Origin of the sequence: Ramlibacter sp. (assembly GCF_050250995.1) — a bacterium.
In the GTDB taxonomy this organism is placed as follows: domain Bacteria; phylum Pseudomonadota; class Gammaproteobacteria; order Burkholderiales; family Burkholderiaceae_C; genus Ramlibacter.
The window spans coordinates 68,527-91,497 of the sequence record NZ_JBFWNP010000001.1; the positions used below are offsets into that span (position 1 = coordinate 68,527).

Annotated in this window: 20 protein-coding genes and 1 pseudogene; 9 read left to right on the forward strand and 12 right to left on the reverse strand. The window is 66.7% G+C overall.

All coding sequences use genetic code 11. The features are described 5' to 3' along the window. Positions 1 to 16: 16 nt before the first annotated feature. Positions 17 to 1,282 carry a CaiB/BaiF CoA transferase family protein gene (locus AB7E83_RS00360; RefSeq protein WP_428563860.1) on the reverse strand — a complete coding sequence of 422 codons (1,266 nt, stop codon included), beginning with the start codon at positions 1,280 to 1,282 and terminating at the stop codon, positions 17 to 19. A gap of 214 nt (positions 1,283 to 1,496) precedes the next feature. Between AB7E83_RS00360 and AB7E83_RS00365 the strand changes: the two genes are divergently transcribed. Continuing rightward, entirely contained in the window at positions 1,497 to 2,273 is a 777-nt protein-coding gene (locus AB7E83_RS00365) for an SDR family oxidoreductase (RefSeq protein WP_428563863.1), read from the forward strand. Positions 2,274 to 2,350: 77 nt separating this feature from the next. Here AB7E83_RS00365 and AB7E83_RS00370 read toward each other — a convergent pair whose 3' ends face one another. The 3 genes from AB7E83_RS00370 to AB7E83_RS00380 all read right to left on the reverse strand — a co-directional run bounded on the left by AB7E83_RS00370 (position 2,351) and on the right by AB7E83_RS00380 (position 5,407). After that, entirely contained in the window at positions 2,351 to 3,310 is a 960-nt protein-coding gene (locus tag AB7E83_RS00370) for a Bug family tripartite tricarboxylate transporter substrate binding protein (RefSeq protein WP_428563866.1), read from the reverse strand. A 20-nt stretch (positions 3,311 to 3,330) separates the two neighbouring features. Continuing rightward, on the reverse strand, positions 3,331 to 4,416 hold the full coding sequence (locus AB7E83_RS00375; RefSeq protein WP_428563869.1) for a Bug family tripartite tricarboxylate transporter substrate binding protein: 1,086 nt from the start codon (positions 4,414 to 4,416) through the stop codon (positions 3,331 to 3,333). A 73-nt stretch (positions 4,417 to 4,489) separates the two neighbouring features. After that, entirely contained in the window at positions 4,490 to 5,407 is a 918-nt protein-coding gene (locus tag AB7E83_RS00380) for a LysR family transcriptional regulator (protein WP_428563872.1), read from the reverse strand. 220 nt (positions 5,408 to 5,627) lie between these two features. On the opposite strand from AB7E83_RS00380, the gene AB7E83_RS00385 reads away from it, so the two are divergent. The 7 genes from AB7E83_RS00385 to AB7E83_RS00415 all read left to right on the forward strand — a co-directional run bounded on the left by AB7E83_RS00385 (position 5,628) and on the right by AB7E83_RS00415 (position 14,625). Next, positions 5,628 to 6,581: a Bug family tripartite tricarboxylate transporter substrate binding protein gene (locus tag AB7E83_RS00385; protein ID WP_428564713.1), complete on the forward strand. Its 954-nt coding sequence runs from the start codon at positions 5,628 to 5,630 to the stop codon at positions 6,579 to 6,581. Between the two features lie 9 nt (positions 6,582 to 6,590). Next, a complete protein-coding gene (locus AB7E83_RS00390; protein ID WP_428563875.1) occupies positions 6,591 to 7,382 on the forward strand; it encodes an enoyl-CoA hydratase/isomerase family protein in 792 nt (263 codons plus the stop codon). Then, positions 7,379 to 9,337: an AMP-binding protein gene (locus AB7E83_RS00395; protein ID WP_428563878.1), complete on the forward strand. Its 1,959-nt coding sequence runs from the start codon at positions 7,379 to 7,381 to the stop codon at positions 9,335 to 9,337. The genes AB7E83_RS00390 and AB7E83_RS00395 overlap by 4 nt, the downstream gene beginning before the upstream one ends. 102 nt (positions 9,338 to 9,439) lie before the next feature. Further along, entirely contained in the window at positions 9,440 to 10,420 is a 981-nt protein-coding gene (locus tag AB7E83_RS00400) for a LysR family transcriptional regulator (RefSeq protein ID WP_428563881.1), read from the forward strand. 125 nt (positions 10,421 to 10,545) lie between these two features. Further along, entirely contained in the window at positions 10,546 to 11,538 is a 993-nt protein-coding gene (locus AB7E83_RS00405) for a Bug family tripartite tricarboxylate transporter substrate binding protein (protein ID WP_428563884.1), read from the forward strand. Between the two features lie 4 nt (positions 11,539 to 11,542). Beyond that, positions 11,543 to 13,165, forward strand: a complete 1,623-nt coding sequence (locus AB7E83_RS00410; RefSeq protein WP_428563887.1) for a GMC family oxidoreductase — start codon at positions 11,543 to 11,545, stop codon at positions 13,163 to 13,165. An 11-nt stretch (positions 13,166 to 13,176) separates the two neighbouring features. After that, on the forward strand, positions 13,177 to 14,625 hold the full coding sequence (locus tag AB7E83_RS00415) for an NAD-dependent succinate-semialdehyde dehydrogenase (RefSeq protein ID WP_428563890.1): 1,449 nt from the start codon (positions 13,177 to 13,179) through the stop codon (positions 14,623 to 14,625). A 150-nt stretch (positions 14,626 to 14,775) separates the two neighbouring features. On the opposite strand, the pseudogene AB7E83_RS00420 reads toward AB7E83_RS00415, so the two are convergent. The 8 genes and pseudogenes from AB7E83_RS00420 to AB7E83_RS00455 all read right to left on the reverse strand — a co-directional run bounded on the left by AB7E83_RS00420 (position 14,776) and on the right by AB7E83_RS00455 (position 21,800). After that, a pseudogene (locus AB7E83_RS00420) lies at positions 14,776 to 15,995 on the reverse strand (CaiB/BaiF CoA transferase family protein). A 28-nt stretch (positions 15,996 to 16,023) separates the two neighbouring features. Further along, positions 16,024 to 16,533 carry a MaoC family dehydratase gene (locus tag AB7E83_RS00425; protein WP_428563893.1) on the reverse strand — a complete coding sequence of 170 codons (510 nt, stop codon included), beginning with the start codon at positions 16,531 to 16,533 and terminating at the stop codon, positions 16,024 to 16,026. Further along, positions 16,524 to 17,072, reverse strand: coding sequence for an FAS1-like dehydratase domain-containing protein (locus tag AB7E83_RS00430; RefSeq protein ID WP_428563896.1), 549 nt, complete (start codon positions 17,070 to 17,072; stop codon positions 16,524 to 16,526). The genes AB7E83_RS00425 and AB7E83_RS00430 overlap by 10 nt, the downstream gene beginning before the upstream one ends. After that, entirely contained in the window at positions 17,069 to 18,052 is a 984-nt protein-coding gene (locus AB7E83_RS00435) for a tripartite tricarboxylate transporter substrate-binding protein (RefSeq protein ID WP_428563899.1), read from the reverse strand. The genes AB7E83_RS00430 and AB7E83_RS00435 overlap by 4 nt, the downstream gene beginning before the upstream one ends. A gap of 16 nt (positions 18,053 to 18,068) precedes the next feature. Further along, positions 18,069 to 18,860 carry an enoyl-CoA hydratase/isomerase family protein gene (locus AB7E83_RS00440; protein WP_428563902.1) on the reverse strand — a complete coding sequence of 264 codons (792 nt, stop codon included), beginning with the start codon at positions 18,858 to 18,860 and terminating at the stop codon, positions 18,069 to 18,071. 5 nt (positions 18,861 to 18,865) lie between these two features. Next, on the reverse strand, positions 18,866 to 19,843 hold the full coding sequence (locus AB7E83_RS00445; protein ID WP_428563905.1) for a Bug family tripartite tricarboxylate transporter substrate binding protein: 978 nt from the start codon (positions 19,841 to 19,843) through the stop codon (positions 18,866 to 18,868). Next, the gene (locus AB7E83_RS00450; RefSeq protein WP_428563908.1) at positions 19,840 to 21,030 is read right to left on the reverse strand and encodes a CaiB/BaiF CoA transferase family protein; all 1,191 of its coding nucleotides are present in this window, start codon (positions 21,028 to 21,030) and stop codon (positions 19,840 to 19,842) included. Before AB7E83_RS00450 ends, AB7E83_RS00445 begins: the two co-directional genes overlap by 4 nt. Before the next feature lie 2 nt (positions 21,031 to 21,032). Further along, complete coding sequence (locus tag AB7E83_RS00455) at positions 21,033 to 21,800, reverse strand: enoyl-CoA hydratase/isomerase family protein (RefSeq protein ID WP_428563911.1); 768 nt, start codon at positions 21,798 to 21,800, stop codon at positions 21,033 to 21,035. Between the two features lie 162 nt (positions 21,801 to 21,962). On the opposite strand from AB7E83_RS00455, the gene AB7E83_RS00460 reads away from it, so the two are divergent. Beyond that, positions 21,963 to 22,880, forward strand: coding sequence for a LysR family transcriptional regulator (locus tag AB7E83_RS00460; RefSeq protein ID WP_428563914.1), 918 nt, complete (start codon positions 21,963 to 21,965; stop codon positions 22,878 to 22,880). Positions 22,881 to 22,971 lie beyond the last annotated feature (91 nt).

Genomic DNA, 22,971 nt, shown 5'->3' on the forward strand with positions numbered 1-22,971 from the left:
GTGTGTCCTTCCACGCTCAGATCACCTGCTCGTTCTTCAGACGCGCGATGTCGGACTCCGTCATGCGCAGCCAGTCGCGCAGCACCTGGCCGTTGTGCTCGCCGAGCAGGGGCGGAAGATGCGCCTCGGGCTCCGGCACATCGGACATCTTCACGGGGTTGCCGGTCACGGCCACCCGTCCCCACACCGGGTCGTCGAGGGTCAGGATCATGTTGCGCGCGGCGACGTGCGGGCATTCGAAGATCTCGCCGATGTCGTTGACCGGCGCGCACGGTGCGCCGGCCGCGCGCAGCACGCGCATCGCCTCTTCCCGGCTGCGGCCGGACAGCCATGCGTTCACGTGTACGTCGAGTTCCGCCAGGTTGGCGCGGCGTCGAACGCCATCGCTGTACTTCGGATCGTCCACGAGGTGCGGGATGCCGATCGTCTCGGCAAAGCGCTTCCAGATGTGCTCGCCCACGATGGCGAGCACGAGGTAGCCGTCCTTCGCGCGGTAGGCGCCGAACGGCGCCGTGACCGCATGCACGCCGGGGGGCGCGGCCTTGCGCGACTGGGAGTACATCGTGACGGAAATCTCGTTGAGGATGAGCGATGCGTCGTACATCGACACGTCGACCTTCTTGCCGCGGCCGGTGCGCGTGCGATGGAACAGCGCGAGCACCAGGCCATACAGCCCGACGATGCCGACCTCGACGTCGGCCAGCGAGAAGCCGAGGTACGTCGGCTTGTCGTCCTGGCGCTCGGGTCGGTACATCAGGCCGGCCATCGCTTGGCCAACGATGTCGAACGCAGGGAATTCGCCATAGGGGCTGGGCAGGATGTCGTCGTGGCCGAAGCCCGAGATCGCGCCGTAGATCAGCTTGGGATTGACCTTGCTCAGCACTTCGTAGCCGAGGCCGAGCCGGTCCATGACGTTGGGCCTCAAGTTCTCGATGAAGATGTCGGCCTCCGCCACGAGCGCCTTGAACACCGCCTTGCCTTCGGGGTTCTTCAGGTCGAGCGTGACGCTCTTCTTGTTGCGGTTCGTGCGGAAGAACGACAGGCCGTTGGGATTGCCGTCGATGCCGGGCTTCACCGGGCTCGTGCCGCGGGCATGGTCGCCGCCGTCGCGCGTTTCAATCTTGATGACTTCGGCGCCGGCGTCGGCAAGCCACATGGTGGCGAACGGCGCCGCGACGAAGTTCTCGATGGCGAGAACGCGGATGCCCGAGAGAGGTCGGTCGACGCCAGCCGGGTCGGCGCGTTCGCGTTCGTTGATCGGGGTCGCGCTGACGGCTTGCATGGCACTCGTTCCTTGGCTTGAGATGCGTGGATGCTAGGCAGGACCTCGTGGCAAGCCAAATGCCGATTCGCGACCGGCGCGGTGCTGCTTTCGCAACGCGTCCCTGTCCCGCGAATGTGTTCACGAACGGACAACGCTCGGGTCGCGAACCAGCAGTCGCAAATCGATGGCGACCTTCCTACCATTCGCCGCATTCAGTCCGTCGGAGCATGCAGTGGAATTGGGTTTGAAGGGACGGCGCGTCCTCGTCACCGGCGCATCGCAGGGCATCGGCGCAGGTCTTGCCCAGGCCTTCGCGGGCGAGGGCTGCGACCTCTTCCTGGTCGCGCGCTCCGCGGAAAGGCTGCAGCAGGTCGCAGGCGAGGCGCGCGCGCTCGGCGTGAACGTGCGTGCCATGGCGGTCGACCTGACGACGGACCGCGCGATAGACGAAGTCGCACGCTCCGCGGGCGACGTCGACATCCTCGTGAACAACGCGGGGAGCATTCCCGGCGGCACGTTGTGGGACGTGGACCGTGCCGCCTGGCGGAAAGGCTGGGACCTCAAGGTGTTCGGCTACATCGACCTGACGCGCGCCATCTACCCGGTGATGAAGCAGCGCGGCAGCGGCGTCATCCTGAACAACATCGGCAACGGCGGCCAGAACTTCGACTTCAACTATATCGCCGGCACGACGGGCAATGCGGCGCTGATGGCATTCACTTGCGCCCTCGGCGGACGCAGCCTCGAAGACGGCATCCGTGTCGTCGGCATCAACCCCGGCCCGGTGGACACCGACCGCATCCGCAAGGTGATGTGCGGCCGTGCCGAGAAGCTGTTCGGCGAGGCGGAACGCTACGACGAACTGATCGCACGCTACCCCCTGGGCCGCCCGGCAAGCGTGGCCGAGGTGGCGAATCTCTTCGTGTATCTGGCCAGCGACCTCTCGCGCTACACGACGGGTACGATCGTGACGGTGGACGGCGGCATCGCCTCGAAGCGTTCGGTCTGAACGCACGCCGGACGGCGGCCTTTTCCGAGAACGCCCCCTCGATTGGCCTCTGCATCCGCCGAGGACGCTGCGATTCGCTATTCGGGCTTGATGCCTGCGCGGCGGATGAGATCTCCCCACTTCTGGGATTCGCTGGCGATGAATTCCCCGAACTCACGCGGCCCCACGTGGTCGGCATCGAGGCCTTGTTCCCGCGCAAGCGTCTGCAGATCGGAAGCGGCCACTGCGGACTGACACGCCTCCGATGCGCGGGCCACGATGGACCCCGGCGTGCTCGCGGGAAGGGCCAACCCGATCCAGCCTTCCAGCCGCAGTCCCGCGAAGCCCAGCTCTTCAAAGGTGGGCACCTCCGGGGCCGATGCCAGGCGGCGCCCGCCTGTCATGCCGAGGGCGACCAGCTTGCCGGCGCGAATATGCGGCAGCAGCGGCCCCGGTGAATCCATCAGCACCTGGGCGTGGCCCCCCATCGTGTCGGTGACGGCTTGAGCCGTTCCCTTGTACGGCACGTGAAGAAAGGGCATGCCCGTGCGCGACTTGAACATCTCCTGCGCCATGTGCGGGGAAGAGCCCACGCCCGCGGACGCGAACGAGAGCGTCGTGGTCTTCGCCTTCGCAAGCAGCTCCTGAACGGAACGCACGCCCAGGGAAGGATGTGCAACGAGGATGTAGGGGCTCAGGCCGATGCGGCAGACCGGAACGAAATCCTTCGAGGGGGAGTACGGCATTTCCTTGCGCAGGTGCGGGTTTGCCGCGAAGGCACCGGAGGTGACGACGAGCCACGTGTAGCCATCGGGCGCAGCACGAGCCACCGCGGCCGTGCCCAGCATGCCTCCCGCGCCTGGCTGGTTGTCGATGACGACCGGCTGACCCAGTCCGGCGCCCAGCTTGACGGCCATGGCACGCACGAAGATGTCGGTGGTGCTGCCCGTCGACAGAGGGATGACGATGCGAACCGGCTTCGTGGGATACGACTGCGCGAGGGATGCGAGGGGCAACGCCACGGCGAGCGCGCATGCTGCTTTGACAAGGAGATTCATGGCGGTGTGCTGTATCCGGGTCACTGGGGCGCGATGCCTGCCTTGGTCGTGACGCGGCGCCACAGGTTCACCTCGTCCCTCTGGAAGGTGCGCATCGCTTCACCGCACACCGAGCCCGAGATCAGATTGCGCTGCTCGAGAGCCGCCTTCATTTCGGGTCGCCTCATCGCCTGAGCGACGGCATTGCGGACTTGCTCGACGACGGCAGCAGGCGCCTTCGCTGTGATGTACACCCCGTACCAGGGGGCCACGTTGAACTCGGCAATGCCCGCCTCGACCGCTGAAGGAACATCCGGCAGTTCCTTCATGCGCGCGGGCCCGGCGACCACCAATGGCCGGATCTTGCCGGACTGGTGGAACGACGCAGCCGACACAGGGTCGATGAAGAAGAGGTCGACCTGGCCTGCCGCCACTTCGGTCAGGCCCAGCACGCTGGAGCGGTAGGGAATGCCGGTAAGCTTGATGCCTGCGGCCTGCTGGAACAGTTCGCCCGCGAGCCGCGTCGAGGCGCTCGAGTAGGCAAACGTCAGCTTGCCGGGCGCTGCCTTCGCGGCCGCGACAAGGTCGGCGACGGACTTGTAGGGGCTGGCGCCCGTGACGTTCGCGAGGAACCGCACGCTCGCCACGCTGCAGACCGGTATCAGATCGGTCGAGGGGTCGTATGGCATGTTCGCCTTCATCAGCGGGTCGAGCACGGTCAGCGAACTGCTCGTGAACAGCATCGTGTGGCCGTCGGTCGGCCCGGTGATCACGGCGCGTGCGCCGATCGAGCCCTCGGCGCCCGTTCGGTTGTCGGTCACGACCCCCTGGTTCAGGGCCTTCGACAGCACATCGGCGAACGTACGGGCAGCGACGTCGGTCGCGGAGCCGGCCGCGAAGGGCGCGATAAGCGTAATCGGCTTGTCGGGGAATCCATGGCTCGCCCCCGCGGCGGCGAACGTCAGCGCGACGGCGATCCGCCGGATGATTCGATTGAACACGTTGTCTCCAGTCTCTCGATGATCAAAAAGCCGGGATGACTTTTGCGGCGGATCATAGGAAGCCGGGCATCCGATAGCGAATGCGGATTTTCGATCTCGGAAATGCCGGTTCGTCAACACCCGCATTTCGCGGGAATTGCGTCGGACGCCTCGTCGTTCGTGCAAGCACCGCCGGCGATCGGCGGTCTGGGCTGGCCCGCTACTTATCGACGAGCTGCGCGATGAACGCCTTCGCAGCCGCGGTCACGGGCTCCCCCCGCTTGGTGCCCGCGCAGAGCATGCGCACGGCCCATGGCTCATCCAGCCGCAACAATTCCATTCGGTCGAGATCCGCGGTCGGCAACATGCAGTCGGGGTGAACCATGACGCCGAGGCCCGCTTTCACCAGGCTGCGCGCGGCTTCCACGGTGGTCACCCGGTACTTCTCGGGCAGCTGCCTGCCCAGCGCCTCCGCGGCCTTGCGCGCCTGGACCATGAGTGAAGTGGTCGGGCCGATGCCGATCACCACTTCATCGAGCAGGTCCCGCATCGTCACGCTCGTTCTCTCGGCGAGCGGGTGCCCGCGGGGAACCAGCGCCGCCAGCCGGTCGGTGCGGCACTCCACGACGTCGAGTCCGCCCGCGTCGATGTCGCTGGTGGCGTAGAACATCGCGATGTCGGCGTGTCCGGCCAGCACGGCATTCACCACGTTGACGTTCGGCTCTTCCCGCAGTTCGATGTCGATGAGCGGGAATTCGCGGGCGAACTCCGCGATGCGCGGCGCCAGCAGCTGCACGATGATCGCACTGGTCGAGCTGATGGAAATGTGCCCGCGCACGCCCTCCGTGAACTGCGCGACCTCGCGCCCCATCACGTCGAGATTCGCGAACATCAGCCGGACGTGGCGCGCGAGGACCTCGCCTGCGGGGGTTGTGACCATGCCGTTCGGCTGCCGGTCGAACAGACTGATGCCGGCGACCTCCTCCAACTCGTGGACGCGCCGCGTTGCCGCCGACGGTGCGATGTTCTCCCGCAGGGCCGCACGACGGATCTGCTGCTCCTCGACGATCGTCAGGAACAGGCGCAAGGTGAACAGGTCGATGCGTCTCGTGAGGGTGTGGGCACTCAATACGGTCATGGCGTCTCCTGCTTTTGCGGCATTCTCGCCGAGCGCTCGTCGGGGCCTTCGGCCTTTCGCAGGATGCCGCGGTCCCCCCGCTGCGCCCCCAATGCCGGTTCGGCATCGGCGGACTCGCGAATCGGCAATCGCAATTGGAAGCCGCCATTCCTATCATTCGCCGATCCGGCGGACCTTCCTCGCCATTTCCACGCAATTTCAACAGGAGACAAACGTGTCAATGGACATCCTCAAGAGCGTCGCCCTCGCCGCTGCCATCGCCGCGGCCGGCACGAGCCACGCGTTTCCCGACAAGGGCGTCACCATGATCGTGCCCTTCGCCGCAGGCTCCGCGACCGACGTCGCCGCGCGCACGCTCGCCGATGGCTTGCAGCGCTCGCTGAACCAGGGCGTGGCCGTCGACAACCGCACCGGCGCCGAAGGCGCCATCGGCGCGCGCGCCGTGCTCAACGGCCCGCAGGACGGGCACATGATGCTGTTCACCAGCAGCTCGATCACCGTGCTCGACCCGCTGATGCGCGCGAACCTGGGCTACGACCCGATCAACGACTTCGCGCCGATCTGCACGGTAGGCGGCACACGCTTCCTGCTGAACATGACCGCCGCGAGCCCGTGGAAGACGGTGGCGGAAGTGATCGCGGCGGCCAAGGCCGCGCCGGGCAAGCTCACGTTCGCCTACTCGAGCGCGTCGACGCGGCTTGCCGGCGAGCTGTTCCAGCAGGCCGCAGGCGTGAAGCTCACCGGCGTGCCCTACCGCTCCAGCGCGCAAGGCCTGACGGAGGTTGCCGCGGGACAGGTCAACTTCTTCTTCATCGACACCGCCTCCGCCGGGCCGTTCTACCAGTCCGGCAAGATCCGCCCCGTCATCGTCTCGGGCGCGACACGCCTGAAGGAACTGCCGGACATTCCCTCCGCCACCGAGGCGGGCCTGCCCGAATTCAACGTCACGCCGTGGTTCGGCCTGTACCTCTCCGGCAAGACGCCCGCGACCGTGGTCGAACAGGTGCGCACCGCCGTGTCCCAGGCGCTCGCGAAACCCGACATGAAGGCGGCCATCGAAAAGCGCAACCTCATCCCATTCGCGCACTGCGGCGATGCGATGAAATCCTTCCAGGCCAACGAGATCAACGTCTGGCGTCGCGTCACCAAGTCCGCCGGCATCGAGCCGCAATAAGGATCCGTCATGGAACGCTACAAGCACTTCGGCATCCGGTTCGACCGACAACAGGACGGCGTGCTGGAGCTCGTGTTCGACGGCCCCAACCTCACTGCGGTCAGTGCCCGCATGCACGCGGAGCTGCCGAAGATCTGGCCGGCGATCGACGACGATCCCGAGACACGCGTCGTGCTCGTGCGCGGCGAGGGCCGTGCGTTCTCCGCGGGTGGCAGCTTCGACCTGGTCGAGGAGCAGATCAGCGGACACGCGCCGAACATGCGCGCGTACTACGAAGCGCGGGAGCTGGTCATGAACATGATCAACTTCAGGAAGCCGGTCGTCTCCGCGATCCATGGCCCGGCAGTGGGCGCGGGACTCGTGATCGCGATGCTGGCGGACATCTCGATCGCCGCACGCACCGCCAAGATCGTCGACGGCCACACGCGCCTGGGCGTCGCCGCGGGCGACCACGGCGCCATGGTCTGGCCCATGCTGTGCGGCATGGCCAAGGCGAAGTACTACCTCATGACCTGCAAGCACCTCTCGGGCGAGGAGGCGGAACGCATCGGCCTCGTGTCGCTGTGCGTCGACGACGACAGGCTGCTCGAGACCGCGCGGGAGACGGCGCGCGAACTCGCGCAGGGTGCGCAGGAGGCCATCGGCCACACGAAATATTCGATGAACGGCTTCTACCGTCAGTTCATGCCGATCTTCGACTCGTCCCTCGCCCTCGAATTCCTCGGCTTCTCGGGCCCGGAGGTCAAGGAAGGCGTGAAGTCGTATCGCGAGCGCCGCGCGCCGAAGTTCGTGCAGTCATGAACGCCGACGCCATCACGGACTGGCAGCCCGGCGCGGAAGACCGCGCCAGCTCAGGCATCGCGCAGATGATGCGCGCGCTCGAGGTCGAGAGCTACGACGATCTGCTGGCGGTTTCGGTCGCCGACCCGGCCCGCTACTGGCGCGTCGCGACGAAGCACTGCCGCATCGTGTGGGATGCCGAGCCGCATGGCTACCTGGACGACAGCGCGGGCCGCGAGTTCCCGCGCTGGTTTCCGGGCGGGCGACTGAACTGGGTGAACACCGCGCTCGCCTGGGCGCGCCGCGAGGAGACGGCCGCGCACCCTGCCGTGGTCGCCGAGCGTGAAGATGGGCAGGTCGAAAGCCTGACGTACGCGGAACTCGCGGTGGCCGTGCGGGAGTTCGCCCAGGGACTGTCGCAACTCGGTGTCACGCGCGGCGACCGCGTCGGTCTGCTGATGGAGAACGGCATCGAGGCCACGGTTTCGCTGATGGCCGTGTCCTGGCTCGGCGCGATCCTCGTGCCGCTCTTCAGCGGCTTCGGCGTGGATGCGATCGTCGCGCGTCTCGGTGCGGCGGAAGCGTCGGTGCTGCTCGCCTCGACCGGCTTCGCGCGGCGCGGCAAGCGCGTGGATGTGGAAGCGCCGGTGCGCGAGGCCTGGGCGAAGCTGCCGATGTTGCGCAAGGTCGTGTGGAAGTCGTCCGTCGCGGAAGCGCGCGCAGGCGCGAACGAGTTTGCCTGGAACGCGGTCCTCGAAAGCGGGCGCGGCTCGTCGCTCGCCGCGGAGATCCTCGACGCGAACGATCCCTTTCTGGTGATCTATACGTCGGGCACGACCGGCAAGCCGAAGGGCGTCGTCCACACGCACGGCAGTTTCCCCCTCAAGATCGCCCACGATGCCGTGGTGCATTTCGACGTGCGCCCGCAAAGCGTGTTCTGCTGGCCGGCGGACATGGGCTGGATCGCGGGCACGCTGGTGCTGAGCGTGTCGCTGCTGCGCGGCGCCACGCTCGTCTGCTACGACGGCGCGCCCGACTTTCCCGACTGGTCGCGCATGTCGCGGCTCGTGGAGCGGCACCGGATCACCCACTTCGGCTCGGCGCCGACGCTCATCCGCGGCATGGCGAACAACGAATCGGTAGCGCTGCAGGGCGACGTGTCGAGCGTGCGCCTGCTCATCACCGCGGGCGAAGGCATCGACCCCGAGCACTTCAACTGGTTCCGGCGCACCTTCGGCCGCGGCACGCAGCCGGTGATCAACTCCACCGGCGGCACCGAGGCATCGGGTTCGCTGCTCGCGAGCGTCGTCGTGCGACCCATCCCGCCGAGCGGCTTCAACACGATCTCACCCGGCGTCGAGGTCGATGTGGCGGACACTTCAGGGGCCTCCCTGACAGGCTCCGTCGGCGAACTGGTGGTGAGGCAGCCCTTCGTCGGCATGACGCAATCGTTCTGGAAGGACGACGAGCGCTATCTCGACACGTACTGGCGCAGCATTCCCGGCGTGTGGGCTCATGGTGACCTGGCATTGCGCCGCGAGGACGGCAACTTTTTCATCCTCGGCCGCTCCGACGACACCCTCAAGGTGGCGGGCAAGCGCCTGGGTCCGGCAGAGGTCGAGGAGGTGGTGCTGGAGTTGCCGCAGATCGCCGAGGCGGCGGCGATCGGCGTGAGCGATGCGGAGAAGGGGCAGCGTCTCGTGGTCTTCGTGGTGCTGGCCGCGACCGCCGGGACGCCCGAGGGCGCTACCGCGCAACAGGTCACCCATCACGTGGGCGAAAGGCTCGGAAAGCCTTTCCGGCCCAGTGCCGTCCATACGGTAGCGCTGTTGCCGAAGACGCGCAGCTCGAAAATCATGCGACGCGTGATCCGCAGCGTGTATTGCGGCGAGCCGGCGGGCGACCTGTCTTCGCTAGACAATCCGGCGTCGCTGGAGGAGATTCGCGCCCTCACCGTCCTCGCCGCCACGCGCTGAAGGCACCAGATGACCGCGACATCGGCAGGGAAATCGGCGCGCATCGGCCCACTTCCTGGCCGTTCGCGCGATGGCCGAACGGCCCGGTTGAACGCCCAAGCCATGGCATCACTCGCGGGCGCGCGGGAGCCGGGCCGCGGCCGTCGCGACCTGACGATGATCGCCACGCTGAAGGCGCTGCTGGACACCGGCAACGTCTCGCGGGCGGCGGACTCGCTGGGCGTGACGCAGCCGAGCGTGAGCCAGGCACTCAAGCGGCTGCGCGACTACTTCGGCGACGAATTGTTCGTGCGCAGCGGCAACGCGATGCGGCCGACGCCGCGCGCGCTCGATCTTGCCCCGGCCGTGCATCGCTTGATGCGCGACCTGTCCCTCGTCTTCCAATCGAACGCGGAGTTCAACGCGACGGCCGCTCGGCGCGAGTTCGTGGTCTGCACTTCGGACATTGCCGAATTCCTCGTCGTTCCCGGTCTCGCTTCCATCTTCGCCGAGGAAGCGCCCGGCTGCGCGCTCAGGACCGTTCGCCTGGAGCAAAGCAGGCTGCGCGACGCGCTTGAACGCGGTGATGCAGACGTCGCGCTAGGCACACTCTCGGGGGCCGATGGCCTGCTGCGCCAGCAGACGCTCGGCGAATTCGCAGCGACCTGCATGGTGAGCACGCGAGGCCGATGGGCCGACGCCCGGCTGACGCAGGAGGGCTTCGCCAGCGCCAGGCACGTCGTCGTGCAGCGCCTGAGCGACTCGCTGGATCGCATCACGGATCGGCTGCGTGTCATGGGCATGCACCGCGACGTGGTGCTGCGGGTCGACAATCACTTCGCGGCGGCACAGGCGGTCTCGGATGCGGACCTGATCTGCACCGTCCCAAACGTCGTGATGGCGCACAAGCTGGCCTCGCTGTTCCCCGTGAAGCTGGTCCCGCTGCCATTCGAGTTCGGGCGCTTCACGTCACGCCTGCTGTGGCACGAGCGATATCAGAAGGACCCCGGCCACATCTGGTTGCGCACGGCCACGGAGCGATGCGTCAGGGCGATGGCGCGGCGCGCCGAGCACCTCGAACCCGCTGCGGCGACAGCGGAATAGCTGCAAGCCTATATCCACTATAGGACTGCAAGTCTTCAAGCTGCGGGCTGTTCGCGCTTCAATTTCAGGCGGCGCACGTTCGATCGCAGCGGAGCGTCTACACACAACTTTCCAGGAGACTGATCGTGCGAAAAGTGAGAGATGGATACGGCCTCGGCCGCCGGATGTTCGGACTTATGGCGCTGTCCCTGGCGGTGGGCGCGGGCAGTGCCGCCGCACAGTCCTATCCGGACAAGTCGAAGCCGATCCGCATCGTGGTGCCCTTCAATGCGGGCACCTCCACGGACTCGATAGGACGGGCGCTTGCACGCGGAATGTCCGATGTCGCGGGCGTCAACGTCGTGGTCGAAAACATTCCCGGCGCGGAGGCGGTGCTGGGCGCGCGCGCCGTCAAGCAGGCGGCCCCCGACGGCTACACACTGCTGCTGACGACCCTGTCGACGCATGCCGTCAACCCGCACATGATCCCGAATCTGCCGTACGACGCGGTGAAGGACTTTACACCGATCACCGGCGTGGCGAAGGGTCCGCTGGTGGCCGCCGTCGGCCCGAAGTTCCCATTCGCTTCCGCGCGCGAATTCATCGTGGCCGCCCGCGCCAACCCTGGGAAGTACACGGTCGGCAGCGCATCGGCCACCACGCGCCTCGCGGGCGAGATGCTTGCGCAGGCGGCAGGCATTCAGGTGCTCTCGGTACCGTACAAGAGCTTCAGCGACCTGATGACGAACCTGATCTCCGGCGAAATCCACACGATGATCATCGACATCGGGACGATGAAGCCGTTCGTGGCTTCGGGGATGCGACCCTTGCTGAATGTGAGCGGCCGGCGAATCGCCGCATTCCCCAACGTGCCGACCGCGCAGGAAGAGGGAATGCCTTCGTACGAAGTTTCGGTGTGGTTCGCGACTTACTTCCCCGCCAGCACGCCGGCAGCGACGACCTCGCGCATGCGCGAGCTGATCGCCGAAGCGATGAAGACAAAACACGTGACCGACGTGCTTTCCACCTTCTCGCTCGATCCGATGCCGCTTTCCGGAAAGGAATTCGATGCCTTCCAACGTTCGGAGCTCGACAAGTGGGGCGCGGCGGTCAAAGCATCGAACCTCGGACCCAAATAGGCCGATGGAGACGTACGACTACGTCATCGTCGGCGCCGGCTCGGCCGGCTGCGTCGTGGCCCATGGCCTCAGCGAGGACTCCGGCACCCGGGTCCTCCTGCTGGAGGCAGGCCCCGAGACTGACCGCTTCTGGGTGCGCACGCCCGCCGGCATGGCGAAGCTGTTCTGGGATCCGGAGCTGAACTGGAATTTCATGACGGAGCCGATCAACGCGCTTCGCGGTCGCGAGATGTACTGGCCGCGCGGCAAGGGCCTCGGCGGCTCCAGCGCGATCAACGGCATGATCTACATCCGCGGCCATCGCTCGGACTTCGACAGCTGGGCACGACTGGGCAACGCCGGATGGGGCTATGAGGACGTGCTGCCTTACTTCAAGGCGATCGAGCACAACGAACGCGGTCCCGACGCGTGGCGCGCCGTCGGCGGACCGCTGTGGATCAGCGACCCGAAGCTGAAGGTGGCGAGTTCGTTCGACTTCATCGAAGCCGCGGCGAACACCGGCATTCCGCGCACCGACGATTTGAACGGCGCGCTGCATGACGGCGTCGGGTTCATGCAGCACACGATCCGCAACGGACGGCGACAGTCGGCCTACACGGCTTTCATCGCACCCATTCGGAATCGACCGAACCTCGCCATCCGATCCGACTGCCTGGTGCAACGCATCGCGATCGAAGGCCGGCAGGCGACGGGCGTCGAAGTGATCGCCAGGGGCTCGAAGCAATTCATCGCCGCGGCGAGGGAAGTCATCGTTTGCGCCGGATCGATCGGCTCTCCGCAATTGTTGATGTTGTCGGGAATCGGACCCGCGCCGGAACTGCGAAAGCACGGCATCGAGGTGATCCAGGAGCTGCGCGGAGTCGGGGCGAATCTCCAGGATCATTTCTATGTGCATACGGGATACCGGTCGACCCCCTCGAGTTCCTACAACCGCAACCTTCGAGGCGCGTGGAAATACCTCGAGGGTGCGCGCTACCTCGCGACGCGCGGGGGATACCTTTCGCTGGGCGCATCGCAAGCCGCCGCCTTCGTGAAGAGCGGTCCCGGGGTCGCCTATGCGGACCTGCAGATCAGCTTTCGGCCGATGACCTTCAGCTTTCACCCGAGCAAGCGCTGGGAGGTCGACGCCCAACCCGGCATGGGGGTGTCGGTCTGCCTCCTGCGGCCGAAGTCGAACGGCGCCGTGACCCTTCGTTCGGCGAATGCCGCCGACCCGCCGAAGCTCGCGCCGAACTTCCTGCAGCACGACGACGACGTGAGCGCGATGGTGAGCGGCCTTCGGCAGATCCGGCAGATCATGGCAACGGCGCCCATCGCGAGCCGCGTCACCGGCGAATTCCTGCCGGGTCCCCATGTGCGAACGGATCATGAGCTCGTCGAGTTCATGGCCGAGACAGGCAACTCCGCATTTCATCAAAGCAGCACCTGCAGGATGGGTCGCGACGACTTGGCGGTGGTTGACGAAAGGCTCTGCGTCAGGGACATCGCGAGGTTGCGCGTCGTCGATGCATCGGTGATGCCGCACCTGACGTCGGGCAACACCAATGCGCCTTCGCTGATGATCGGCGCGAAGGGCGCGGACATGATCCGCAGGGACGCCCGTGTTCGGCGGCCCATCGCGGCGTGAGGAGCGATCCAGTGACACAACGCCCGGACTACCCGCCTATCGGCCTCTACATCGATGGCGAATGGATCCATGATCGGCCATCCTGCGGGCAGGTCATCGATCCGGCGACCGAGGAAGTTCTCTCCGAGGTTCCGAAGGCGAGCAAGGCCGACCTGACGCGTGCGCTCGACGCGGCAGCCCGCGGCTTCGTGGCGTGGAGGGACACGCCCGTGCGGCACAGGGTTCGCATCCTGAAGGACGCGGTGGCCCGGATGCGCGCGCGGATGCGGACGATCGCGACGATTCTGACGCTCGAGAACGGGAAGCCTCTCGCGCAGGCGAGCGCCGAAATGGAGCGATCGCTCGAGTTCCTCGAGTGGGACATCGGCCAGGCAGAGCGCGCGTACGGAGTGATCGTCCCGGGCGGTCCCGGGATGCAGAAGCTGGTGCTGCGTCGGCCCGTCGGACCCGTCTATGCGGCGACGCCATGGAACGGACCCATGGGCGCCATCGCGCGCAAGACGGGCGCGGCACTCGCGGCCGGTTGCTCGCTCGTGCTGAAAGCCGCGGAAGAAACGCCGGGCACGGCGTGCGAGGTCGTGCGCTGCTTCGACGAGGCGGGACTGCCGGCCGGCGTTCTGAACCTGGTGCTCGGCGATGCCCCGGAAATCTCGTCGACGATGATTGCGTCGCCGACGATCCGCATGGTGACGTTTACGGGGTCCGTCAGGGTCGGCAGGAGCCTCGCGGAACTCTCGGCACGCGCATTGAAGCCGGTGTTGCTCGAACTGGGAGGACACGCGCCCGTCGTCGTGGGCAGAAATGTGCGAGCCGCGGAGATCGCACGCCTGGCCGCGGTGACGAAGACAAGGGCGGCGGGGCAGATCTGCACGTCGCCGACCCGCTTCATCGTGCATCGGGAGGTGTACGAGCAGTTCGTGCAGGCATTCGCGGCTGCGCTTGCCGAACTGCGGGTCGGCAACGGAATCGACCCCGGCGTCGACGTCGGGCCGGTGGCGAACGCGCGCAGGCTGGCCGCGGTCCAGGCGTTGATCGACGATGCGAGAAGCGTGAACGCGCGTGTCGTCACAGGCGGCCATCGGCTCGGAACTCGCGGCTATTTCTTCGCGCCGACGTTGCTGGCGGACGTGCCTCCCACGGCCGCTGTCATGAACACGGAGCCCTTCGGTCCCGTCGCCGCATGCGTTCCCGCAGCGGACCTGGACGAGGCGATTCGCATCGCCAATGCCCTGCCGCTTGGACTGGCGGCCTATGCCTTTACCGATTCTCTCGACGAAGCGGAGCAACTCTCGCGCCGGCTCGAGTGCGGCATGCTGTCCGTCAATCATTTCGACACGCCCGGCGCCGACACGCCGTTCGGCGGGGTCGGGGACAGCGGCCTCGGGCGCGAAGGCGGCCCCTTCAGCCTGGACGCGTACATGGTGACGAAAACCATTCTGCAGCGGACTTCGCCCACCTGAGGGGAGATGGCCGATGCTCGTTGGGACGCGCGACGGCCGGACCATGCACCCGCCGATCACGCCGCTCAACCGAGCATGTCTTCGCGGCCGAATCTCGGTCCGTTCGCAATCTCGACATGGGAAACGAGCGGCCGGATGCCAGCCCCTGTTCTAGACCACTCCCTCCGCGCGCAGTTCGCGCAGCTCCGACTCGCTCAGGCCCAGCAGTTCCGTCAAGACCTCCTCCGTGTGCTCGCCCAGCATCGGCGGCGCATGGGAATATTCGATGGGCGTGGCCGCGAAGCGGATCGGGTTGGCGATGGAGGCCACGCTTCCTGCGCGCGAATGCGCCAGATCGATGCGCATCCCCCGTGCCATGACCTGCGGATCCGCGAACACCTGGTCGATCGAATGGATCGGCCCGGCCGGCACCTTGGCGCGTTCGAGTATGTCGATCCACCCCGATGTGGTCCGCTCTAGGATCCACCGCTCGACGATCGGAACAAGTTCAGAACGATTCTCGCTTCGTGCGGCCGTGGTCGCATATCGCGGATTCCACGCATATTCGGGGTGGCCGCACGCTTCGCAAAACCGTTTGTACTGCTCATCGTTGCCAACGGTCAGGAGAAGGAATCCGTCTCGCGTACGGAACGCTTGATTGGGCACCATGTTCGGATGGCCGGTCCCTGCGCGCTGTGGAACGATACCGCCGACCAGCCAGTTCAAGCCTTGATTGGCAAGTGCCGCGACGAGCGAGTCGAGCAGCGCAATGTCGATGTATTGGCCCTGACCGGTCCGTTCGCGGTGATAAAGCGCGGAGGTCACCGCGCTCGTCGCATACAGGCCGGTCACGATATCCACCAGTGCCACGCCCACGCGCTGCGGTCCGCCGCCCGGCATTCCGTCGCGCTCGCCCGTGATGCTCATGAGCCCTCCCATCGCCTGGACGAGCCCGTCGTAGCCGGGACGATTGCTATACGGACCCGTCTGACCGAACCCGGTGATAGAGCAGTAGACAATTCGCGGGTCCGCCGAGCGCAATGTCGCGTAGTCCAGTCCGTATCGCGCCAGCGTGCCCACCCTGTAGTTCTCGATGACCACATCGCACTGGCGAGCCAGGGCCCGCACGATCGCCTGGCCCTCCTCGCGCCCGAAATCGACAGTCACCGCGCGTTTCCCGCGGTTCGCGGCGGCGTGATAGACGGAATCCACGCTCTCGCCTGTCGTTCCATCCTCGATCCAGGGGGGCCGAACCCGCGCGTGTCGTCGCCGGTCGACGGCCGCTCGACCTTCACCACGTCGGCGCCCATGTCCGCAAAGATCTGGCAGGCCCAGGGACCCGCAAGCACTCTCGAGAGGTCCAGGACCCTGATGCCCTTCAGCGGGCCCATCGCGAGCCTCCGTCGACTGCGCAGCGCATCATTGCGTGGGGAGCCGGATCGCGGCCTGGTCCTTGGAGGGAACGAAGGGGTACGGCACGCGCGCACCCGCGGCCGATGGAAGCACGTTCACGGCATGCCCGACAGCACAGACGTCGTCGTGCCGATTGAGGATGGATACGCGGGTGGTGACAAACCCGAGATCGCCCACCGACTGCTTGCTCATGACCTCGCCGGTGCCGCGGAGCGAGTCTCCGACGAGGCACATCTTGAGCGTCCGGAACTTCATGCGCCATGTCCAGCTCTCGCGGCCGAAGCCGTCCTTGAGGAGTTGCATGATCACCTGCTGCATGAACGACCCGTTGATCAACACGCCCGGCAGTCCGTCGTGACCGGTTGCGAAGGGGTGGTCGAAGTGGATGCGGTGGAAGTTCTCTACGGCCGCGCACCATCGCATGAGATGAACGCTGGTCACGGTGTTCTTGTCGAGGACGGGCAGAAGCGACCCGACCTCGATTCGATCGAAAGGAATCGGCACGCTCATCTCCACAACAGTGTTTGACGGGATATCAGAAGCCGGTCGCCGGCATCGGTTCGAAACTCGGTCTCGATCTGAACGACCAGCATCGGCCCGGACTTCGCCTGCTTGAGTTCGACGCTGGCGTACCGCGCTTGCGCGACGCACAGTTCGCCGACTGCGAGGCAGCGCGAGACTTCGAACTCATTGCCGCCATTGACAAGGCGCTTGAACGGCGAGTCGATGGGCGCAAGTCCGAAGTGGACGCCCTCCATTCCCTGTGTCCCGTCCGCGTCGGGATCTGCCCACAGCGCCGCAAGCGGGTCGGGTGCGCCTGCCGGCGTGCGAAAGGCATGCACGGGATACAAGGCGGGCGCGACGATCGTACCCTCGCGCGATGCCGCAGCAAAGGCCTCGTCGTGGTAGAGCGGGTCGGAGTCCATGGTGGCTTGCACGAAGCGGCGAACCGTCTCGCGGTCGAGCGGCGCATGCGCCCGCAAGATCGCGCCCGTCACGCCCACATAGCGATCATAGGGACCTGACGCCGTGACTGAAGGAGGGTCGGCGATCATCGTGCAGGCTGCTGCGATGCGTGAAGGTTCTTCCAGAACTGTTCGAGCTCGATCACGTCCTGCTTCACCTCTTCCAGTGTCGTGGGCGCGGGCGTCTGCCCGGCGAACTTCTCCTCGATGTCGGGATTCGCGAGCGCCTTGCGCAGCGCGGCGTTGAATTCCTGCGCCATCGCGGGCGGCATGTCCCTGGGCCCGAAGAAGCTCACGATCGTCGTGACCGATTCCAGCCCCGCGACCCCAAGTTCCTTGAAGGTCGGCACGTCGGGCATCCGGGGGCTGCGCGCCGAACCCGTCACCGCGAGCACCTTGGCCTTGCCCGTCCGATGCACGTTGACCGCGCCCGGCATGCCCATGGTCCCGGCAGGCACCTGGCCGGCGAGCACGTTCTGGAGGACCGGTCCCGAGCCGAGGTATGGCACCTCGACCATCTTCACGTTCGCGTACTTGCCGACAGCGCTGCCCACGGCGGTCGGCGCGCCTCCGTTCCAGGGCGCGCCGTACGAGCGCAACAGCGGTTCGCGCTGCAGCGCCCCGACATAGTCGCGAAAGCTCCCGTACCCCGCTTGCGCGGGCGCGACGAGCGTCCAGTAGGTCTTGGCCGCATGGCCGAGCGCGGTGAAGTCGGTGCTGGCCTTGAACTTGACGTCAGGGGTCGTGGCGGGCAGGACGATCATCGTGTGGTCGACGGTACACAGGATCATCGTTCCGTTCGGCGGCGCGGCCATCACCTGCTGCGCGGCAATCATGCCGTTCGCACCGGGCTTGTTCTCGATGACCACCGTCTGCCCCAACTCCTTCGAGAGGTGCGGGCCGAGGACGCGCGCCACGAGATCGATTCCGGCGCCGGGCGCCGAGGAAACGACAATGCGAATCGGGCCCTTGAAGCTCTGTTGCGCGCTCGCAGGGTACGACGCCGCCACCGCGGCCGCGAAGAGGACAGGCCCAAGACCCCAACCCCGGAATGCGAAATGTTTCTTCATGTCTGTCTCCTGCATTTCACTTCTGCTTCTGTCTGAAGTTCTCGCGCGCAGCGAGGTAGAACTCGCGCGGCAGCGTCGCCGACCCCATGTAAGCGATGAAGTTGCATAGCTCGAACTCCCGGGCTTCACCGGGCGCGAGGTGCGCCGCTTCCTGGAACACCCGCTTGCTGGCCTGCAGCGCGGGGCGCGACTTGTTCGAGAGGGTGCTCGCGAACGCGATCGCCTCGTCTCGCAGACGCGCGCGCGGAACGCTCTTCAACGCATAGCCCGCGGCCACCGCCTCGGCCGCGGACCACCAGCGCGAACTCCACACGAGTTCCTTCGCCCGCTGCTCGCCCACGCGGCGCGCGAGCCGCATGGCGCCCGCGCCGGGAATGACGCCGACGTCGGTATGCACGTCGCCGCAACGCGCCTCGTCCGCGATCAACGCGAAATCGCAGCCGAGGCTGATCTCGAAGCCGGCGGCACGTGCGTGGCCATTGACGGCGGCTATGGTCGGCATCGGCAGCGCCTCGATGCGCTCTGCGATTCCGCTCACGCGGCGCACGAGTGCTTCGAACGCTCGAATATCCTCGAAACACCGGTCCAGGATTTCGAAATGCACGCCAACGCAGAACGCCTTGTCGACGCCGGTGAGGATGAAGGCGCCGAGGGACTCGTCCTTCGCCGCGTCGTCGAGCACGCGCTCGACCTCGGACATCTGGCGCTCGGTCAGCGCATTGAGCGTGTCGGCCGCGTTCAGCGTGAGGATTCCGACGCGGGAGATCCTTTCGTAGACAACGGTCCGCAACTGGTCCATGGCTGTCATGCCGGCTACTCCGCCTTGAGCTGCAGGTCGCGCACAAGCGTCGCGTTGAGCGCGATTTCGTCGGCGATCATCCGAGCGAACTCGGCGGGCGTGTTGCTGCACACCGGGAAGTCGGCCGCCGCCAGCTGCTGCTGGACGCCGGGGTCGCGCAAGGCCTTCGTCATCTCCAGGTGGATGCGTTGCACCACCGTCGCAGGTGTCGCGCGCGGCACGAAGACGCCCGCCCAGGGCGACGTCATGTTCTTGTAGCCAAGCTCCGTGAACGTCGGCGTGCCGGACATGGTCTTCGCGCGCGCCTCATCGAGCACCGCAAGCGCGCGCAGCTTTCCGGCCTTCACGAACTCGGCGCCGGTATTGACGCCGAACATGGAGAAGTGAACGTCGCCGCTCGCGACCGCCAGCAGCATTTGTCCGCCGCCCTTGTAGTTGACGTTCGTCGCCTTGAGGCCATTCGCCCGCAGGAAGATCTCCGCCACGACGTGCTGCGCGCTGCCCGTGCCGGCCGAGGCATAGTTGACCTTGCCGGGGTTGGCACGGATGTACTCCACAAACTCCGGCACCGTGCGGGCCGGCACGCTCGGATGCACTACCAGCATGTGCTGGTAGCGCACCATGCACGTGACCGGCAGCATGTCCTTCTGGATATCGAATCGAAGTTTCGGCGCGAGCAGCACCGCATTCATGGTGACGGTGGAGGCGTCTAGCAGGATGGTGTGTCCGTCCGGCATAGACTTGACGAGCAGTTCCTCGGCAATCACGCCGCTCGCGCCTGGCTTGTAGTCGATGACGACGGGCTGTCCCAAGCTCTCCGAAAGCTTCGGGTGGATGATCCGCGCGAGCCGGTCGACCGAGCCGCCGGGGCCCGCGGGGATCAGCACCGTGACCGGCTTCTGCGGAAAGGAATCGGAAGCGATCGACGCGGCGGGCCACACGCTCGCGCATGCGAGCACGGCGGCGATCGGCCGAAGGAAGAGGCTTTTCATTGTGTCTCCTGAATCTTGATGGGTAAGAGGGCTGCGCGCAGCAGTGCGTTGTGCTCGCCCAGGCGCGGCGCTGCTGAAAGTGGCGGCGGGCGCCGGCCGTCGAACGAGAGCGGCAGGCCGACGAGCGCAAGTTCGTCCGCTGCGGGGCTTTGCAGGATCTGCAAGGCAGCGGTCTGTGCATGGGCGACGATCTCGGACGTGGTCTGGACCGGCGCCGAGGCGACGCCGACGGCCGCGAGGCGCGCCTGCCAATGCTCGCGCGATGCACGCGCAAGTTGCGTCTCGATGAGTCCGTCGATGGCCGCCCTGTTCTCGATGCGCGCGGGGTTCGTCGCGAACCGCGGATCCCGTGCCCACTGCGGGTGGCCGAGCACGTCGGACAGCTTCGCGAACAACCGGTCATTCGCGCAGCTCACGGCGATGTGGCCATCGGCCGCCGCATACGCGCGGTGAGGCACCACCGTCGCGGTGCCCGAACCGTAGCGGCGTCCCGGGTCGCCGTCGGCGGCGAGGCAAGCGATATTGGTCGACATCCACGAGATCGCGGTTTCCAGCAGCGAGCTGTTCACCGTCGCGCCGGTACCCGTTCGCGCGCGAGTCGCGAGGGCGGCGAGTATGCCGATGACCGCCCACATGCCCGTGCCGGAATCGTTGACCGAGACCCCCGCGCGCACCGGCTGCCGCCCCTCCTCGCCCGTCACGCTCATGATGCCGGCGAAGGCCTGCATGAGGGGGTCGTAGCCGGGCAGTCGGTTCATTGCGCCGACGTGGCCGTAGGCCCCGATCTCGCAGCAGACGAGCCCGGGCTTGCCTTCGCGCAGGCTTGCCGGGTCCAGCCCGTAGCGTGCGGCCGAACCCGGACGCAGGTTGTGCAGGAAGATGTCCGCGCGCGCCACGATGAACTCATGCAGCGCCGCCAGGTCTGCGCCGTCCTTGATGTCGAGGCACAACGACTTCTTCCCGCGGTTGAGGGCATGGAACGCGGCGGCGCTGCCCTTGCAGCTCTTCGGCCCCCACGACCGCGTCGAGTCGCCCGTGACTGGCCGCTCCACCTTCCATACCTCGACGCCGAGGCCCGCGAGGATCTGGCCGGCGAAAGGCGCCGACGCACTGTCGCCCACCTCGACCGCGATGAGCCCGGCGAGCGGCAAGGTCGTGCGGGCGTCCGTGGATTCCGGGTCGTGCAAGGTCAGCGTCCTTCGAAACGCGCCGGGCGCTTCTCCAGAAAGGCGGCGATGCCCTCGCGATGATCGAAGCTGCGGATCGCGGTCGCCTGCGCCGCCGCTTCCACTTCGAGCAGCGCGACGAGATCGGGCTGGTGCACGAAGCGGAAGAGTTTCTTGCCGGCACCCAGGGCGCGCGTGGGCGCCGAAGCGTAGTCGAGCGCGGTCTGCCAACCGACCGCGTCTAGCTCCGCGTCGGCGACAACACGGGTCGCAAGGCCGAGCGAAAGCGCCTCCTGTGCCTCGACGCGCCGCCCGGAAAAGACGAGTTCCTTTGCCCGCAAGGCGCCGACGTACCGGGTGAGGAACCAGACAGCGCCGCCGTCCGGCACGAGGCCGATGTTGCGAAACACCTGGGCGAACTTCGCGTTGTCCGACGCAAGCACGATGTCGCAAGCGAGCGCTAGGCTCCAGCCGATGCCGGCGACGGCGCCGCGCACGGCCACGATCACCGGTTTCTGGATGTCGACCAAGTTGAGGATCATCCGGTGAGACATCTTTCCCACCTCCGCGTTCGCCTCGGGCGTGCTGTCCGCGATGCTGCCCACGTCGCCGCCGGCGCAGAAGGCGCGACCTTCGCCCCGCAGCAGGACGCTGCGCACCTTGTCGTCGCGCGCCGCCTGCTCGAACCAGCCGGCAAGGGCTTCGCGCATTTCGAACGTGAGCGCGTTCAGCCGCTCGGGGCGGGCAAGCGCCACCACCGCGACGCCTTCCTTGACTTCGTACCTGATCATTGAAATTCCAACCTTCGTGCAATCGAGACAATCCGCACGCGCTCGGATCCACCCGACGCATGCCGGCCCCGATGGTGATCTCCGCGGCCATGCCGCACAATGCCGAACTTCGGAACAGATCCTTCCGGTTCATTGAACCCTCCCGCCCGGATAAACCTCACGATGAAGCTGGACCCCGCCGACCTGCGGCTCTTCGTCGCCATCGCCCAGCACGGGAACATGACACGCGGCGCGGCCGACGCTCACCTCTCGCTCACCGCCGCCAGTGCGCGCGTGAAGGCGATGGAGTCCGGCGCGGGCGTGGAACTGCTGCATCGCGAGCCACGCGGCGTCCGGCTCACCGCCGCAGGACAGGCCTTTTTGCATCGCGCGCGCGCGATCCTTCGCGACTTCGAGGCCCTGCGCGCCGAGATGGACGACTACAGCCGCGGATTGCGCGCGCAGGTCCGCGTCCATGCGAACACGACGGGGTTCACGCACATCCTTCCCGAAATCCTGCCGGGCTTACTCACCGCGCATCCCCGCATCAACCTCGATCTGCGGGAGCACAGGAACGAGGAGATCGCCATGGCCGTGCTGGACCGCCGGGCCGACCTCGGCATCGTCTCCGCCCGTACCGAACTCCCAGGGCTGCGGTTGATCCACTTCTGCTCCGACCGGCTCGTGCTGGTGGTGCCGCAGGCACATCCCCTGGCCGCGCGCGAGAGCGTCCTCTTCTCCGAAACGCTGGAGCACGACTACGTGGGTATGCATCAGGGCAGCACGATCACGGAGTTTCTCGAGATGGTCGCGGTCGGCATCGGCATGCCGCTGCGCACGCGCGTGCATCTTTCGAACTTCGACACGATCTGCCGGATGATCGCCACCGGCGTCGGCATCGGCGCGATTCCGGCCAACATCGCCGCACGAAACCTGCTGGCGCATCCGCTTGCGCAACTCGAACTCGAAGACGAGTGGCGCAAGCTCGAGCGCTACGTCGTCGTGCGCGACAGCGAGTCGCTTCCGGAGTTCGCGCAGGCGCTCGTGGAGACGCTCGTTGCGCACTACGCGCAAGGCACTCCGGCAACGTTCGAACGTTGAGAACGGCGACGGGTTGCCAGGTACTCGCACGCAACCGGCGCGAGCCGGGGCAGCAGTACGTTCCGCAGCGCATGGTGGCCGCTCACCGTAA

Coding starts and splice junctions, on each gene's coding strand:
- AB7E83_RS00460 (WP_428563914.1), top strand. CDS start 21,963: ATGAAGCTGGACCCCGCCGACCTGCGGCTCTTCGTCGCCATCGCCCAG.
- AB7E83_RS00455 (WP_428563911.1), bottom strand. CDS start 21,800: ATGATCAGGTACGAAGTCAAGGAAGGCGTCGCGGTGGTGGCGCTTGCC.
- AB7E83_RS00435 (WP_428563899.1), bottom strand. CDS start 18,052: ATGAAGAAACATTTCGCATTCCGGGGTTGGGGTCTTGGGCCTGTCCTC.
- AB7E83_RS00410 (WP_428563887.1), top strand. CDS start 11,543: ATGGAGACGTACGACTACGTCATCGTCGGCGCCGGCTCGGCCGGCTGC.
- AB7E83_RS00395 (WP_428563878.1), top strand. CDS start 7,379: ATGAACGCCGACGCCATCACGGACTGGCAGCCCGGCGCGGAAGACCGC.
- AB7E83_RS00380 (WP_428563872.1), bottom strand. CDS start 5,407: ATGACCGTATTGAGTGCCCACACCCTCACGAGACGCATCGACCTGTTC.
- AB7E83_RS00430 (WP_428563896.1), bottom strand. CDS start 17,072: ATGATCGCCGACCCTCCTTCAGTCACGGCGTCAGGTCCCTATGATCGC.
- AB7E83_RS00370 (WP_428563866.1), bottom strand. CDS start 3,310: ATGAATCTCCTTGTCAAAGCAGCATGCGCGCTCGCCGTGGCGTTGCCC.
- AB7E83_RS00360 (WP_428563860.1), bottom strand. CDS start 1,282: ATGCAAGCCGTCAGCGCGACCCCGATCAACGAACGCGAACGCGCCGAC.
- AB7E83_RS00375 (WP_428563869.1), bottom strand. CDS start 4,416: ATGCGGGTGTTGACGAACCGGCATTTCCGAGATCGAAAATCCGCATTC.
- AB7E83_RS00390 (WP_428563875.1), top strand. CDS start 6,591: ATGGAACGCTACAAGCACTTCGGCATCCGGTTCGACCGACAACAGGAC.
- AB7E83_RS00440 (WP_428563902.1), bottom strand. CDS start 18,860: ATGACAGCCATGGACCAGTTGCGGACCGTTGTCTACGAAAGGATCTCC.
- AB7E83_RS00445 (WP_428563905.1), bottom strand. CDS start 19,843: ATGAAAAGCCTCTTCCTTCGGCCGATCGCCGCCGTGCTCGCATGCGCG.
- AB7E83_RS00385 (WP_428564713.1), top strand. CDS start 5,628: ATGGACATCCTCAAGAGCGTCGCCCTCGCCGCTGCCATCGCCGCGGCC.
- AB7E83_RS00400 (WP_428563881.1), top strand. CDS start 9,440: ATGGCATCACTCGCGGGCGCGCGGGAGCCGGGCCGCGGCCGTCGCGAC.